The following is a 15,152-nucleotide window of genomic DNA, read 5'->3' on the forward strand; positions in this document are numbered from 1 at the left end:
CGCTGGTGATGGGCGTGGTCAACGTGACCCCCGACTCCTTCTCCGACGGCGGGGAGTGGTTCGAGCCGTCGGCCGCCGTCGCGCACGGGCTGGAGCTGCTCGGCGAGGGTGCGGACGTGCTGGACGTGGGCGGGGAGTCCACGCGCCCGGGCTCCGCGCGCGTCCCGCAGGACCAGGAGCTGGCCCGGGTGCTGCCCGTGATCGAGCGGCTCGCGGCGCAGGGCGCGATCGTCAGCGTGGACACCACGCGTGCGGCCGTGGCCGAGCGGGCCGTGGCCGCGGGCGCGCGCATCGTGAACGACGTCTCGGGGGGCCTCGCGGACCCCGCGATGGGCCGGGCGGTCGCCGAGACCGGCGCGGCGTACGTGGCGATGCACTGGCGCGGGCACGCGGACGTCATGGACGACCACCAGGAGTACGACGACGTGGTGGCCGACGTCCGGGACGAGCTCGCGGCCCGGCTGGCCGCGCTGCACGACGACGGGGTGCGCCCCGAGCAGGTGATCCTCGACCCGGGTCTCGGCTTCGCCAAGGCCGGGGCGCTGAACTGGCCCCTCCTGGCCCATCTCGACGCGCTGCACGAGCTCGGCCGGCCGGTGCTCGTGGGCGCGTCCCGCAAGAGGTTCCTGGGCCACCTGCTGGCGGACTCCGCGGGGCACCCCGCCCCGCCGCGCGCCCGGGACGACGCGACCGCCGCGATCTCGGCGCTGTCGGCCGCGGCGGGCGCCTGGTGCGTGCGCGTGCACACCGTCCGGGCGAGCGCCGACGCCGTCCGGGTCGCCGCCGCGTGGACCGCCGCGGGGCAGGAGCCCCGGGTAGGGTCACCGGGTACTTCTCCCCGATCGGCACCGGAGGCATTGACTTCCACCGTGGCCTTGACCACAGAATCGTGGACGGCCGGGGAACAGGACATGCCGACCTGGCAGGATTCCGGTGCACGCAATGACGATGGAGGGGGACCACGGTGACCACAGCGTTCGGAACGGGCGTCACAGGCCCGGACGGCCGGTCGCTGGACCAGGTCCGGCTGACCGGCGTGAGCGCGCGGGGCTACCACGGTGTGCTGCCGTCGGAGCGCCAGACCGGGCAGGAGTTCCGGGCTGACGTCGTGCTGTACCTGGACACCCGCCAGGCCGCGGCCGGTGACGACCTCGCACGGACGGTGAGCTATGCCGACGTGGCGCGTGACGTCCACGACATCCTGACCGGAGAGCCCGCCGACCTCGTCGAGACGGTCGCCGAGCGCATCGCCGCCGCGGTGCTGACCCGCCCGCAGGTCGAGGCGGTCGACGTGTGCGTGCACAAGCCGCACGCGCCGATCCCGGTGCCGTTCGCCGACGTCGAGGTGGCCATCCGCCGGGACCGCGCGCAGGTGCGGCCCGTGGTCGCCGCCCCCGCGACGGCGGGCGCGGTGGAGCCCGTGGCGGGCGTGCAGGACTTCCAGCCGGAGCCGGCCGCCGAGCCGACGGCCTACGAGTCGTACGCGGCCGATCCCGAGCCGCAGGACTTCGAGCCCCTGGGCCAGGCGGCCGAGGAGCCGGAGCTGCTCCCGCAGGAGCCGGTGCGGACCGAGTCGTACCTTCCCGAGCCCACCGAGCCCGCGCACCGGGCCGAGGCGTTCGAGGCGGAGCCCCTGGTGGAGCGCGTCCCGGCCGCCGCGCCGGCGCCCACGCAGCACGCGGAGGTGCCGGAGCCGTTGCCCGTGCCCGAGCTCATCGCGCCCGAGCCGCTCCAGGTGATCCCCGCCGGATGGGACCTGCAGACCGAGCCCGAGCCGTCCGAGCAGCCCGCCAAGGAGCCCGTGTTCCAGCCGGAGGAGCAGCTCCGGTCCGAGTCCGTGTTCGAGCCGGTCCAGCAGTACGAGCCGCTCCAGGACCTGGACCAGCGGCAGGGGCTGGAGCAGCGGCCGAGCCTCGAGCGACGCCAGGGTCAGGACCGGCCGGGCGGGTTCGAGCAGCAGCCGTACGACCAGTTCGCCCAGCCGGACGCGCAGCGCGACCAACCGGTGCAGCAGACCCAGCCGTTCGAACCGTTCGAGCAGCCGGCCCAGCAGTTCGAGCCGGCTCAGCAGTTCGACCAGGCGCAGCCTTTCGACCAGGCGCAGCCTTTCGACCAGGCGCAGCCCTTCGACCAGCCGGGCCAGCCCTTCGACCAGCAGAGCCAGCCCTTCGACCAGCCGGGCCAGTCCTTCGACCAGCAGCCCCAGCAGTTCGAGCAGGCCGGCTACGAGCCGCCGCAGCAGCAGCCCGACCCGCAGCAGAACCACTACGACCAGCTCTTCGACCAGCAGTACGACCAGGCCGACATGGAGCGGACCCGGGTGGCGGGGGCCGTGCCGGACGCCGCCGTCGGGCAGCCGGAGCAGCCGTACGGGCAGGAGCAGCAGTACTCCTCCGGGGAGTACCGGGCGGAGCAGTACCAGGCCGAGGAGTACCTGAACGAGCCGCGCGACCGGTTCGACGAGGTGCCGGCCGGGTACGTGGACGTCGTCATCGCCATCGGGGCCAACCTGGGCGACCCGCAGGCGACCATGCGGTCGGCGGTCGCGGAGCTGGACCGCATGCCGGGCCTGCAGATCACGGACGTGTCGCCGCTGGCCCGCACGGCCGCCGTCGGCGGTCCCGAGGACCAGCCCGACTACCTCAACGCCGTGCTGCTGGCCCGCACCACGCTCCCGGCCCGCGCGCTGCTGCACGCGTGCCTGGAGATCGAGAACCTGCACGGCCGCACCCGCGACGAGCGCTGGGGCGCGCGCACGCTCGACGTCGACCTGATCACCTACGGCACCCTGACCGACTCGGCCGACGACATCGAGGTGCCGCACCCCCGCGCCCACGAGCGCGCGTTCGTCCTGGAGCCGTGGTCGCAGATCGCGCCGGACGCCGTCCTGCCCGGCCTGGGCGGTGGCCCGGTGGCCCAGCTCGCGGCGACGGCCCCGGACCGTACCGGCATCCGCTGGCTCGCGCTGGACTGGCTGACCGACGCGGCTCCCGAGCAGGCCGGTGGTGCCCCGGGTACTCCCGACGACGGTGCCCAGCCGGGTCAGGACGCACCTGCCGCCGAGATGCCCCCGGCCCTGCCGCCGTCGCTCCCGCCCAGCGGTCGCCCGCAGGCCTCGCCGGGCGGTCCCGTGGTGGAGGTCCCGGGCGGCGGGGGGCACCCGCAGGCCTACCCGAGCGGCCCGACGCCGGGACCGGGCGGCTCCGTACCGATCCCGCCGCAGCAGGCGGCACCTGCCGCTCCGCGTGGCGCAGCACAGAACGGGATGCCGGGTTCCGCCGTCCCGCCGCCCGAGGAGGCGCTCGTGCCGGCTCCGTCGCCCATCGCGCCCCGCGCGGTGCGGGACACCGCCCACGAGCCCCCGGAGCACGAGCCGCTGCCCCAGCCGGCCGCGCCCGCCAAGCCGGTGTTCGCGCCGGTCAACCCGTCGCGCCAGTCGGGGAGCGTGTTCCCCCCGACGGGTGGCGCCGCCCCGCAGGAGCCGGCCGCCCCGGTGTTCGCCCCCGTCGGGACGCCGCCGAACGGGGTGTCGGGCACCGGCCAGGAGGGGCACGCGCCGAACGGGCACTCGAACGGGCACTCGAACGGTCACCCTGCCGCCTACGACAGCGACCACACGGTGATCCGCGTGCCGGGTTTCGTGGGCGAGCAGCGTTCGGCACCGGTGGACGGTCCGATCGACTCCGTGCCCTCGTGGGCGCCGGTCCGGGACGAGCGGGGGCGCGACGCCTGACATGCGCAGAACGCCGATCGGTTCCCTGGTCGCGGTTCTCGTGGCCGTGGCGGTCGTCGGCTGGCTCGTGCTGCGCTCCCTGGAGGGACGCGGCGTGTACCTGCCGGTCGTGCCGTGGCTGGTCGACGTCGCGATCCTCGCGCTCGCCGGCGCGATCTTCTGGGCGGGCTGGGGCGTGCGGGCCTACCAGAAGGGCAAGCGGCCGACCCTCGACGGGATCCGCGCCGCCCGGACGCTCGTCCTGGCCAAGGCCGCCGCGCTGACCGGTGCGCTGCTGGGCGGGTGGTACCTGGCCCAGGTGCTGCTGGTGCTCGGCGACCTCGCGATCGAGCCGCGGCGCGACCGTGCTGTGGCGGCGGGTGTCGCGGTGCTGTGCTCGGTGGCGCTCGCCGTCGTCGGCCTGGTCGTGGAGAAGTTCTGCGAGCTGCCGCCGTCGGACAAGGACCGCACGAGCTCGGACGAGGGCGAGTCCCCGGCACCGGCCTGAGGCCGGTCGGCGGGTACGTGCCGCCCGCACTTGCACACTGCGGAACAATGGCTTCATGACCAGCCCCTTCGAACCGCACGACGTGACCTGGAACCGCGTGTCCCCGCGCCTCGTGACGGCCATGCTGGTACCGGCCGCCTTCTGGCTCGGCATCCCGGCCGTCGTGGGTGTCGTGCTGTCCCTGACCGTCAGCCCCTGGTTCTGGTTCCTCGGCGGCATCCCGGCCGCCCTCCTCCTGTGGTCGGTCCTGCTGATCCCGCGCCAGGTGCGGGCGATCGGCTACGCCGAGCGCGACGACGACCTGCTGATCCGCAAGGGGGTCATGTTCCGGTCGCTGGTGGTGGTGCCCTACGGCCGCATGCAGTACGTGGACGTCGAGGCCGGGCCCCTGGACCGCCGGCTGGGCCTCGCGAAGGTGCAGCTCCACACGGCCTCCGTGGGCACGGACGCCCAGATCCCCGGCCTGCCCCCGGACGAGGCGGCGCGCCTGCGCGACCGTCTGGCGTCCCGTGGTGAGGCACGTCTGGCGGGCCTGTGAGCACCCACGAGCCCGCGCAGCCGGGACCGGCCGGTCCGGAGCCCGTCGAGCCCGAGGCCGACGAGCTGCACTGGCGGCGCGTCCACCCGGTGACGCCGCTCGTGCGGGGCTGGGCCGTGGTCGGCGCCGCCATCGTCATCCTGGGCCAGCAGAGCCTGGAGGGCGGCCCGCGCGGCGGGCTCATCGCCCTGCTGTCCGGCGAGTACTGGTGGACGCTGCTCGCCGCGCTCGCCGCCGTCGCGCTCGTGGGCTGGGGCTACTCGGTGCTGGCGTGGCGCATGACGTCGTTCGCGATCGGCGAGGAGACGGTGCACCTGCGCCGCGGCATCCTGTTCCGCCAGCAGCGGCACGCGCGGCTCGACCGGCTGCAGTCGGTGGACATCCGGCAGCCGCTGGTGGCGCGCTTCTTCGGGCTGTGCGAGCTCACGCTGGAGACCGCCGGCGGCACCGACTCGGGTGTCGCGATCGGCTTCCTCAAGGGTTCGGACGCCGACGAGCTGCGTGCCGAGCTGCTCGCGCGTGCGGCGGGTCTCAAGGTGGCCAGGGCCGGCGGGGCGGTCCCGGCCCCGGCGCCGGACGGAACCGCTGCGCCGCAGGACGCCGTCCTGCCGGCCGCGCCGCGACCGGACGGGACGCACCCCGCCCCGGAGCCCGGCCCCGCTGCGGCGCCCGGCGCGTCCGTGACGCTCGAGGCGCCCCAGGTGCCCGTCCTCACCGTGCCGGTCGGCCGCCTGATCGCCTCGGTGGTGCGCTCGGGCGCGATGATCACGCTGCTCGTGTGGGCCCTGGCCGTCGTGGTGGTCATGTTCGCGACCGGCGAGTGGGCGGTGCTCTCGGCCTCGCTGCCCGCGGTGCTCGGTGCCGGCGGCTACCTGTTCGGCCGGCTCACCGGCGAGTTCGACTTCCGGGTGGCCATCTCGCCCGACGGCGTCCGCCTGCGGCACGGGATGCTGGAGACGCGCTCCCAGACCATCCCGCCGGGCCGCGTGCAGGCCGTCCGCCTGGTGCAGAGCGTGCTCTGGCGCGGCCGCGACTGGTGGCGTGTCCAGGTGAACGTCGCCGGGTACGGCGGCGACAGCGAGGACAAGAACAGCGTGCTCCTGCCGGTGGGCACGCGGGACGAGGCGCTGACCGTGCTGTCCCTCGTCCTGCCCGACCTGGGCGTGGACGAGCCGCGCCGGGTCCTCGACGCCGGCCTCGACGGCGACTCCCGCACACCCAGCGCGTACGTCACGGCGCCCCGGCGGACGCGCATACTGGATCCGGTGGCATGGCGTCGCAACGGGTTCACCGTCACCGGCCGCGCGCTGCTGCTGCGCCGGGGCCGGATGGTCAAGATCCTGGACGTGGTGCCGCACGAGCGGACGCAGTCGCTGGGCCTGAGCCAGGGCCCGTGGCAGCGCCGGCTGGGCGTCGCGTCGTTCCAGGTGCACTCGACCGAGGGGCCGGTGCACCCCGAGGCGCCGCACCTCGACGCCGCCGACGCCGCGCGGCTGATGGCCGAGCAGGCGCGCCGCGCCCGCACCGCCCGCGCGGCGGCGGGCCCCGAACGCTGGATGGAACGACAGGGAGAGTGACCGGTGACTGAGCCCGACGAGGCAGGCCGCAGGCCCGGCCGGCTGGGTGTCGGAGTGGTCGGTGCGGGACGCGTGGGCGCGGTGCTGGGCAACGCCCTGCGCGCGGCGGGGCACGCCGTCGTCGGCGCGAGCGGCATCTCCGAGGACTCCCGGGAACGTATCGAGACGCTGCTGCCCGGCGTCCCCAACCTCGAGGTGCCCGACGTCGTCGAGCGCGCGGAGCTCGTGCTCCTGGCCGTGCCCGACGACGCCCTGGCCCCCCTGGTCTCCGGCCTCGCCGACACCGGCGCCTGGCAGCCGGGGCAGCTCGCGATCCACACGTCGGGCCGCTTCGGGACGGCCGTGCTGGAACCCGCCCGGCTGGGCGGCGCGATCCCGCTCGCGATCCACCCGGCGATGACGTTCTCCGGTACCTCCCTGGACCTGGCGCGCCTGGAGGGCTGCACGTTCGCGGTGACCGGGCCGGCGCCCGTGCTGCCGATCGGGCAGGCGCTGGTGGTCGAGATCGGCGGTGAGCCGGTGATCGTCGACGAGGAGGCCCGGGGGCTCTACCACGCGGCCCTCGCCCACGGGGCGAACCACCTCGTGGTGCTCGTGGCGCAGGCCGCGCAGGCGCTGGAGGCCGCCGGCATCGCCGCGCCCGGCCGGGTCCTGGCCCCGCTGCTCTCGGCGGCCCTGGAGTCGGCGACCCGGTCGGCGGACGTGCGCGACGGCGTCGGGCCGGGGGCGATCTCCGCGCTCACCGGACCGGTCTCGCGCGGCGACGTCGGAACCGTGCGCCGCCACCTGACCGACCTCAGCGCGCTGGCCGCCGCCAGCGGCGCCACGGACGTGCCCGACAGCTACACCGAGCTCGCCCGCGGGGCCACGCGCCGTGCGCTGGCGAGCCACCGCATCGACGACGCCGCGGCCCAGGCGCTCCTGGACGCCCTGGACAACGCGACCGGTTCGTCGCGCGCAGGAAGGAAGACCCCGTGACCACCACGCCCGCCGAGACCCCGTTCGCCCAGGACCCCTCCGCCGCACAGCCCGGGCAGCGCGCGCCGCTGGTCGTCCGCACCCGCTCCGAGCTGCGGGACGCGCAGATGCGCTGGGCCCTGGCGGGACCCCTGGACGCGGCCGACGACGGCCCGGGGCGCCGCGCCGTCGTCATGACCATGGGCGCGCTGCACGACGGCCACCTGGAGCTCGTGCGCCGGGCACGTGCCGAGGCCGGGCCGAACGGCCAGGTCGTCGTGACCATCTTCGTGAACCCGCTCCAGTTCGGCGCGGGGGAGGACCTCGACACCTACCCGCGCGACCTGGACGGCGACGTCGCCAAGCTCGCGGGGGTCGGCGCCGACGTCGTCTTCGCCCCCACGCCCGACGTCGTCTACCCCGACGGCGACCCGGTGGTGCGCGTGTCCGCCGGCCGGATCGGCGAGGTGCTGGAGGGCGCGTCCCGCCCCGGGCACCTCGACGGCGTGCTCACCGTGGTGCTCAAGCTGATGCACCTGGTGCGGCCCGACGTCGCGCTGTTCGGTGAGAAGGACGCCCAGCAGCTCCTGGCCGTGCGCCGCATGGTGCGTGACCTGGAGGTCCCGGTCGACGTGGTGGGCGTGCCGACGGTGCGGGAGCCGGACGGCCTGGCCCGGTCCTCGCGCAACGCGTACCTGTCCGCCGACGAGCGGGAACGCGCCCTGGCGCTGTCGCGCGCGCTGCGCGCCGGGGCGGCGGCCGCCGACCGCGGCCCGGCGGGTGTGATCAACGACGCGCGCGAAGTGCTGGACGGGGCCGACGGCGTCGTGGTCGACTACCTGGCGCTCGTCGATCCGGAGACCGCTGATGCGGTTCCCGACGACTTCTCCGGCCGCGCGCTGCTGCTCGTGGCCGCACGGGTGGGGACGACCCGCCTGATCGACAACCAGGCCGTCGAGGTCTCGCCCGAGGTCCAGAGGTAACGTCATGAGCACCACCCCGCACCGCCCGCCCGTCGGCCGTCCCGCATCGCTGCAGCGGCCCATGATGATCGCGAAGATCCACCGCGCCACGGTGACGCAGGCGGACCTGCACTACGTCGGCTCCATCACGGTGGACGCCGACCTGCTCGACGCCGCGGACCTGGTCCCCGGCCAGCAGGTCGACGTCGTGGACGTGACCAACGGTGCCCGCCTGACCACCTACGTGATCCCCGGCGAGCCCGGCTCCGGCCAGATCTGCATCAACGGCGCCGCCGCGCACCTGGTCAGCCCGGGCGACGTCGTCATCCTCATCGCCTACGGCATGCTGTCGGACCACGACGCGCGGACGTTCCTGCCGCACGTCGTCTTCGTGGACGAGGCGAACCGCATCGTCGAGATCAACGACGAGCCCGGGCACGTCCCGGACGGGTACGGCCTCGAGGAGAGCGGGCTCGCCATCGAGCCGTTCCAGCAGGCCGGGCTCGTGCGGACGGCGTCGGGCCGGGCGTGAGCGCCACCCCCGGACCCGGACCACGTCTCGCCCGCTCCCTCGCCGCCCCGGCACCCGGCTGGACCGCGGAGGCCGACGCCGTCGTGGTCGGCTCCGGGATCGCGGGCCTCACGGCGGCGCTGGAGCTGCGCACGCGCGTGCCGCGGGTGCTGCTCGTCACCAAGGGGCGGCTGTCGTCCGGGTCGACCGTGTGGGCGCAGGGCGGCATCGCCGCGGCGCTCGACCCGTCCGACTCGCCCGCGGCGCACCTCGCGGACACGCTGGCCGCGGGCGGCGGCCTGTCCGACCCGGCGGCCGTGCAGGTGCTGGTCACCGAGGGCCCGGAGCGCGTCCGCGAGCTCGTGGCCCGCGGCACCGTCTTCGACAAGGCCGCCGACGGCGACATCGCGCTCACCCGGGAGGGCGGCCACCACGCCGACCGGATCGCGCACGCGGGCGGGGACGCCACGGGCGCGGAGATCTCCCGGGCGCTGGTGGCGCAGATCGAGGCCGTGCGGCACGACCCCGGGATCGAGGTCGTGGAGAACGCGCTCGTGCTGGACGTGCTGACGACGGCGCCCGGCGGTCCTGCCGCCGGCGGCGCGGGCAGTCCTGGCGCCGGAGGCGGCGGTCTCGCGGTGGCCGGACGCGGTGCGGGTGACGGGCGGCGGGTCTGCGGGGTGACGCTGCACGTGCGCGGCACCGGGTCGCGCGACGGCGTCGGCGCGGTCCTCGCGCCCGTGGTGATCCTCGCGACCGGGGGGATCGGGCAGGTGTTCCGGTCCTCGACCAACCCCGCGGGGGCCACGGGCGACGGCATCGCCGCGGCGCTCCGGGCCGGTGCCGTGCTGGGCGACCTGGAGTTCGTGCAGTTCCACCCGACCGTCCTGTGGCTCGGCTCGGGTGCCAAGGGCCAGCTCCCGCTCATCTCGGAGGCCGTGCGGGGCGAGGGCGCGCTGCTGCTCGACGTCAACGGCCACCGCTTCATGCCGGGCGTGCACGAGATGGCCGAGCTGGCGCCGCGGGACGTCGTCGCGCACGCGATCGTGCGGCAGATGGCGGCCACCGGGGCCGACAACGTGCTGCTCGACACCCGGCACCTGGGCCGCGAGTTCCTGCGCACGCGGTTCCCGACCATCAACGCGCGGCTCCTGGAGGCCGGCATCGACTGGTCCGAGGAGCCCGTTCCCGTGGCGCCCGCCCAGCACTACCACTCGGGCGGCGTGGTGACCGACCTGGACGGACGGTCGTCGGTGGACGGGCTCTACGCCGTCGGCGAGGTCGCGTGCACGGGTGTGCACGGCGCCAACCGGCTCGCGTCCAACTCGCTGCTGGAGGGCATCGTGTTCGCCTCCCGGGCGGCCCGGGACGTGGCGGCGCGGTTCGACGCGGGCGAGCTGGAGCAGGGGGAGCCGGCCGCACGTCCGGGCGGGTCCGCGCTCGTCGCCGCGGCCGCCCGCTCCCGGATCCAGAAGGTGACCTCGGGCGGGGCGGGCGTGATCCGCTCGGCGCGGTCGCTGGCCGAGGCGGACGAACGGCTGAACGCGGTGCGCGCCGACGCGCACGTGGCGGCCGAGGTCGTCGCCGAGCCGCAGGCCGCCGAGTGGGAGACCACCAACGTGCACATGGTCGCCCGCGCGCTGACCCGCGCCGCCTGGGTGCGCGAGGAGACCCGCGGTGGCCACTACCGCACCGACTTCCCCCGCCCCGACGACGCCTGGCGCCGCCGCGTCCGGATCTGGCTCGACGACGAGGGCGTCCTGACGACGGGCTGACGGCGGCCTGACGACGGGCTGACGGCGGCTCGACGGCGGGTGCCGCGCGCCGCCGCCCACGTGAAGTGCGCTTCTACCCAGTCATTGCGCCTGGATCCGGGGTGGTTTCTGGGCGCAATGACTGGGTAGAACATCCCCTAGGGCGTGAGACGGCCCAGCACGTCGCCCGCCGCGATCTGCGCGCCCTCCGCCGCGACGTGTTCCAGCACACCCGCCGACTCCGCGACGAGCTGCGACTCCATCTTCATCGCCTCGACGACGGCGACCGGCTGACCGTCGGCCACGGCGGCGCCGTCGTCCACGAGCCAGCGGACCAGGGTGCCCGGCATGGCCGCGAGCAGCGGGACGCGCCCGTCGTCCACCGCGGAACCCGGGGACGACGCCGCTCCGCCCGCCGCCGGTGTTCCGCCGGACGGTACGGCACCCCCGCCGCCCGACCCGCCCGGAACGCCCGCGCCCCCCGGCGCGACGACGCCGAACCCGAACCCGCCCGGTGTCCGCACCCGGCGCCGTCGTCCGTCGATCTCGATCCAGGTCTCGACGACCCCGGGCTCGGCCACGGGTGCGGCGAGCGACTGCGGGTCGACGGAGGCGAGCATCTCCGTCTCGATCCACTGCGTGTGGACGGAGAACCCGGGCTGCTCGTCCGCGCCCCCGCGGGGAGCCCCCGTGAACGCCGGGTCGGCCAGTACGGCGCGGTGGAACGGCAGCACCGTCGGCACGCCCTCGACCACGGTCTCGGCCGCGGCCCGCCGTGCCCGTGCGAGCGCCACCTCCCGCGTGGGACCCCACACGACGACCTTGGCGAACAGCGAGTCGAACTCGCCGGGCACCACCGAGCCGCTCTCGATCCCGGTGTCCACCCGGACCCCGGGACCGCCGGGCGGCACGAACCGGTCGACGCGCCCGGGCCCGGGCAGGAACCCGCGAGCCGGGTCCTCGGCGTTGAGCCGCAGCTCGATCGCGTGCCCGCGCGGTGCGGGGTCCTGCGTCACCGACAGCGGCAGGCCGCTCGCGACGCGGAGCTGCTCGGCCACGAGGTCCAGCCCGGTGGTCTCCTCCGTGACGGGGTGCTCCACCTGGAGCCGGGTGTTCACCTCCAGGAACGACAGCGTGCCGTCCGCGCCCAGCAGGAACTCCACGGTCCCGGCGCCGCGGTACCCGGCGGCGGCACACAGGTCGCGGGCGGACTCGTGCACACGCGCCCGCACCGCGTCGTCCAGGAACGGGGCCGGGGCCTCCTCGACCAGCTTCTGGTTGCGGCGCTGCAGGGAGCAGTCGCGCGTGCCCGCGACGACGACGTTCCCGTGGCTGTCGGCCACCACCTGCGCCTCGACGTGCCGGGGCCGCTCCAGGAACCGTTCGACGAAGCACTCGCCCCGCCCGAACGCCGCCTCCGCCTCGCGCCGCGCCGCCTCGAACAGCTCGGGCACCTCCTCCAGGGTGCGTGCCACGCGCATGCCGCGACCGCCCCCGCCGTGCGCGGCCTTGATGGCCAGCGGCAGACCGTGCTCCTCGGCGAAGGCGAGCGCGGCGGCGGCGTCGGGCACCGGGCCGTCCGAGCCGGGCACCAGGGGGGCGCCTACCTTCCGGGCCAGGTCACGGGCCGCGATCTTGTCGCCGAGCAGCTCGATCGTGTCCGCCGTGGGCCCCACCCAGACCAGCCCCGCGGCCTCGACGGCGCGGGCGGCGGACGCCCGCTCGGACAGGAAGCCGTAGCCGGGATGGACGGCGTCCGCCCCGGACCGGCGTGCGACGTCCAGCAGCTTCTCCACCGAGAGGTACGTCTCGGCGGCGGTGCGTCCCTCCAGCGCCCAGGCCTCGTCGGCCAGGCGGACGTGGAGCGCGTCCGCGTCGCCGTCGGCGTACACGGCCACCGAGCGGATGCCCAGGTCGGCGCACGCGCGGACGACGCGCACCGCTATCTCGCCTCGGTTCGCGACGAGCACGGTGCGGATCATGGGGTGCCTCCTGCGGGGTTCGGGACGGTGTCGGCGGGACGGGCGGCCCGGACGACGAAACGGATGCGGGCACCGGCGGGAAGCTGCCCCGCGAGTGCCACGTGGTCGCTGACGACGGCCCCGATCACGGGGTAACCGCCGGTCAGGGGGTGATCGGCGAGGAAGAGCACGGGCAGCCCGTCGGGCGGCACCTGGATGGCGCCGGTCACGCACCCCTCGCTCGGCAGCTCGGTGCCCGCCAGGGCGAGGGAGCGGAGCACGGGTTCCCCGGAGAGCCGCAGGCCGACGCGGTTGGAGCGGGGCGTGACCAGCCAGTCCTGGCCGGTCAGCCGGTCGAGCGCTGCGGCGCCGAACCAGTCGTCCCGGGGGCCGAGCACGATCGGCAGCACGGTCGTCTCGCCGGGCGCGGGCAGCACGCCGGGCTCCACCGACCCGATAGCCGCCCGCCCGGTAGCCGCCCGCCCGGCAGCCGCCCGCCCGGCAGGCGCCGACCCGGTGGCCGCCGACCCGGTGGCCGGAGACCCAGCAGCCGCCGACCCGGTCGCCGGAGACCCGGTCGCCGGTAGCGCCGTCGCCGGCAGTCCCCGCTGCGGCGTCCCGACGGGCAGCACGTCGCCGGGCCGTACCGGGTCGGGTCCCAGGCCCGCGAGCACGTCGGTGGCGCGGCTGCCGAGCACGGGCGGCACGGCGATCCCTCCGCGCACGGCGACGTACGCCCGCACCCCGTGGGCCGGCGGCGCGAGCCGGAGCTCGTCGCCGTCGTCCAGCGCGAAGGGTTCCCCGCGCCGCGGCCGGCGCTCCGGCCGGTCGGCGGGTGCCCCGCCGGACCCGGCTCCCCCGGGACCGGGGCGTACCACGAGGTCACCGACGGCCCCCGTCACCGCCAGCACCTGCGCCCCCCGGGCACGGAGCCGCAGCCCGCCCACCGACTCGACGACGGCGGCGTCCGGCGGGTTGCCGACCGCGCGGTTGGCCGCGCGCAGGCTCGGCCGGTCCAGCGCCCCCGACGCCGACACCCCGGCCCCCTCGGACCCGGGCCGCCCGAGATCCTGCACGAGGGCCAGCACCCCGGCCCCGACGACCTCGACACCCGGCCGGGAGCCGCCCCCGAGGCCCGTCCCGCCCGCTGGGCCACCGTCCGGCACGGCCCCGGACCGACCCCGCGTCACGGGACCCTCCGCGGCCCCGGGACGACCCTGCGGCGCGTCCGCGTGACCGCCGGCAGGCCCCCCGCCCGCAGCGCCCGCGGCCTGCTCCCGCACCGCGACGAACCGCACCAGGTCCCCGGGCAGCATCAGGGCGGGCCGCTCCCGCGTGACGTCCCACACCGGCGCGTCGGTGCGGCCCAGGAGCTGCCAGCCGCCCGGGCTCTCCCGGGGGTAGACCCCGCTGTACGGCCCGGCGAGCGCCACCGACCCGGCGGGCACGCGGACGCGGGAGGTCGGGCGCCTGGGTACCACGAGCTCGGCGTCGTCGCTGGTGAGGTAGGCGAACCCGGGCGCGAAGCCGACGAAGCCCACGGTCCACGCGGCGCCCGTGTGCCGGTGCACCAGCGCCTCGGTGCTCCAGCCCAGCAGGCCGGCCACCTCGGTGAGGTCCTCGCCGTCGTACCGCACGGGGATCTCGACCGTGCGGGCGGTGGTGGCCGCCCGCCGCACCAGGGGGCGGCGGCGCAGCTCGGCGGCCAGGTCGTGGGCGGTGATCGCCGCGGGCCGGAACGGCACGAGCAGCGTCCGCGCACCCGGCACGGGTACGCCGACGCCGCGCACCGGCTCGGCCCGGAGGGACTCGTACAGCGCGACGGCCTGGTCCAGGTCGTCCAGCTCGATCAGGAGAGCGTCGTCGCGGGCGGTCAGTACCCGCATCACGCCGCGGCGCCGCCCGTCACCGGCGCGAACGACCGCAGGCGGATGCCCTCGGCGTCGAAGACCTCGCGGATCCGGCGGGCCATGGCCACGGCGCCGGGGGAGTCGCCGTGCACGCACACGGAGTCGGCGCGCACGGCGACGTCGGACCCGTCGATCGCCGTCACCACGCCCTCGGTCACGAGGCGGAGCATGCGGCGGGCGACGTCGTCGGCGTCGTGCAGCACGGCGCCCGGCTCGCGCCGCGAGACCAGGCGCCCCTCGGGCGTGTAGGCGCGGTCCGCGAACGCCTCGGTGGCGGTCGCCAGGCCTGCCGCGGAGGCCGCGGCCAGGGCCGTGCTGCCGGGCAGCCCCAGCAGCACGAGCCCCGGGTCGACGGCGGCGACGGCGCGGGCGACGGCGGCCGCCACGCGCTCGTCGACCGCCGCCGTGTTGTAGAGCGCGCCGTGCGGCTTGACGTAGGTGACCACGCCGCCCTCGGCGTCGGCGAGGCCGCGGAGCGCACCGATCTGGTAGGCGACGTCGGCCTCCAGCTCCTCGTCCGGCACGTGCATCTCCCGGCGGCCGAACCCGGCCAGGTCCCGGTAGCCGACGTGCGCGCCGATCGTGACGCCCCGCGCGACGGCGGACCGCACGGTGCGGCGGATGGCGGCCGGGTCGCCGGCGTGGAACCCGCAGGCGATGTTGGCGCTGGAGACGATGCCGAGCATCTGCTCGTCGTCGCCGAGGCTCCAGCGGCCGAAGCCCTCGCCGAGGTCGCTGTTCAGGTCGACGGCGCTCATGGTG

Annotated in this window: 12 protein-coding genes; 9 read left to right on the forward strand and 3 right to left on the reverse strand. The window is 76.3% G+C overall.

Annotation, left to right across the window (positions count from 1 at the left end; genetic code table 11):
- The first annotated feature begins 8 nt into the window (after positions 1–8).
- The 9 genes from folP to ACIG47_RS17540 all read left to right on the forward strand — a co-directional run bounded on the left by folP (position 9) and on the right by ACIG47_RS17540 (position 10,540).
- On the forward strand, positions 9–968 hold the full coding sequence (gene folP / locus ACIG47_RS17500) for a dihydropteroate synthase (protein ID WP_397432314.1): 960 nt from the start codon (positions 9–11) through the stop codon (positions 966–968).
- Positions 965–3,733, forward strand: a complete 2,769-nt coding sequence (gene folK / locus ACIG47_RS17505) for a 2-amino-4-hydroxy-6-hydroxymethyldihydropteridine diphosphokinase (protein WP_397432263.1) — start codon at positions 965–967, stop codon at positions 3,731–3,733. The genes folP and folK overlap by 4 nt, the downstream gene beginning before the upstream one ends.
- A gap of 1 nt (position 3,734) precedes the next feature.
- Positions 3,735–4,220 carry a DUF3180 domain-containing protein gene (locus ACIG47_RS17510; protein ID WP_397432265.1) on the forward strand — a complete coding sequence of 162 codons (486 nt, stop codon included), beginning with the start codon at positions 3,735–3,737 and terminating at the stop codon, positions 4,218–4,220.
- Positions 4,221–4,275: 55 nt separating this feature from the next.
- Positions 4,276–4,758, forward strand: coding sequence for a PH domain-containing protein (locus ACIG47_RS17515; protein ID WP_397413329.1), 483 nt, complete (start codon positions 4,276–4,278; stop codon positions 4,756–4,758).
- The gene (locus tag ACIG47_RS17520) at positions 4,755–6,335 is read left to right on the forward strand and encodes a PH domain-containing protein (protein WP_397432267.1); all 1,581 of its coding nucleotides are present in this window, start codon (positions 4,755–4,757) and stop codon (positions 6,333–6,335) included. Before ACIG47_RS17515 ends, ACIG47_RS17520 begins: the two co-directional genes overlap by 4 nt.
- Positions 6,336–6,338: 3 nt before the next feature.
- Complete coding sequence (locus ACIG47_RS17525) at positions 6,339–7,313, forward strand: Rossmann-like and DUF2520 domain-containing protein (protein ID WP_397413331.1); 975 nt, start codon at positions 6,339–6,341, stop codon at positions 7,311–7,313.
- A 107-nt stretch (positions 7,314–7,420) separates the two neighbouring features.
- Positions 7,421–8,275 (forward strand): pantoate--beta-alanine ligase, encoded by an 855-nt coding sequence (panC, locus tag ACIG47_RS17530; RefSeq protein ID WP_397432316.1) that lies wholly within the window; start codon positions 7,421–7,423, stop codon positions 8,273–8,275.
- Positions 8,276–8,279: 4 nt separating this feature from the next.
- Positions 8,280–8,786, forward strand: coding sequence for an aspartate 1-decarboxylase (gene panD / locus ACIG47_RS17535; RefSeq protein ID WP_397413332.1), 507 nt, complete (start codon positions 8,280–8,282; stop codon positions 8,784–8,786).
- Positions 8,783–10,540 (forward strand): L-aspartate oxidase, encoded by a 1,758-nt coding sequence (locus tag ACIG47_RS17540; RefSeq protein ID WP_397432269.1) that lies wholly within the window; start codon positions 8,783–8,785, stop codon positions 10,538–10,540. Before panD ends, ACIG47_RS17540 begins: the two co-directional genes overlap by 4 nt.
- 137 nt (positions 10,541–10,677) lie before the next feature.
- Here ACIG47_RS17540 and ACIG47_RS17545 read toward each other — a convergent pair whose 3' ends face one another.
- From ACIG47_RS17545 to ACIG47_RS17555, 3 genes are read right to left on the reverse strand one after another with little or no spacing between them, the layout of a single operon-like run.
- Positions 10,678–12,501: an acetyl/propionyl/methylcrotonyl-CoA carboxylase subunit alpha gene (locus ACIG47_RS17545; protein WP_397432271.1), complete on the reverse strand. Its 1,824-nt coding sequence runs from the start codon at positions 12,499–12,501 to the stop codon at positions 10,678–10,680.
- Entirely contained in the window at positions 12,498–14,366 is a 1,869-nt protein-coding gene (locus ACIG47_RS17550; protein WP_397432318.1) for a carboxyltransferase domain-containing protein, read from the reverse strand. The genes ACIG47_RS17545 and ACIG47_RS17550 overlap by 4 nt, the downstream gene beginning before the upstream one ends.
- The gene (locus ACIG47_RS17555; RefSeq protein WP_397432273.1) at positions 14,366–15,148 is read right to left on the reverse strand and encodes a LamB/YcsF family protein; all 783 of its coding nucleotides are present in this window, start codon (positions 15,146–15,148) and stop codon (positions 14,366–14,368) included. Before ACIG47_RS17555 ends, ACIG47_RS17550 begins: the two co-directional genes overlap by 1 nt.
- Positions 15,149–15,152 lie beyond the last annotated feature (4 nt).

Origin of the sequence: Promicromonospora sp. NPDC052451 (assembly GCF_044547525.1) — a bacterium.
Taxonomy (GTDB): Bacteria; Actinomycetota; Actinomycetes; order Actinomycetales; family Cellulomonadaceae; genus Promicromonospora.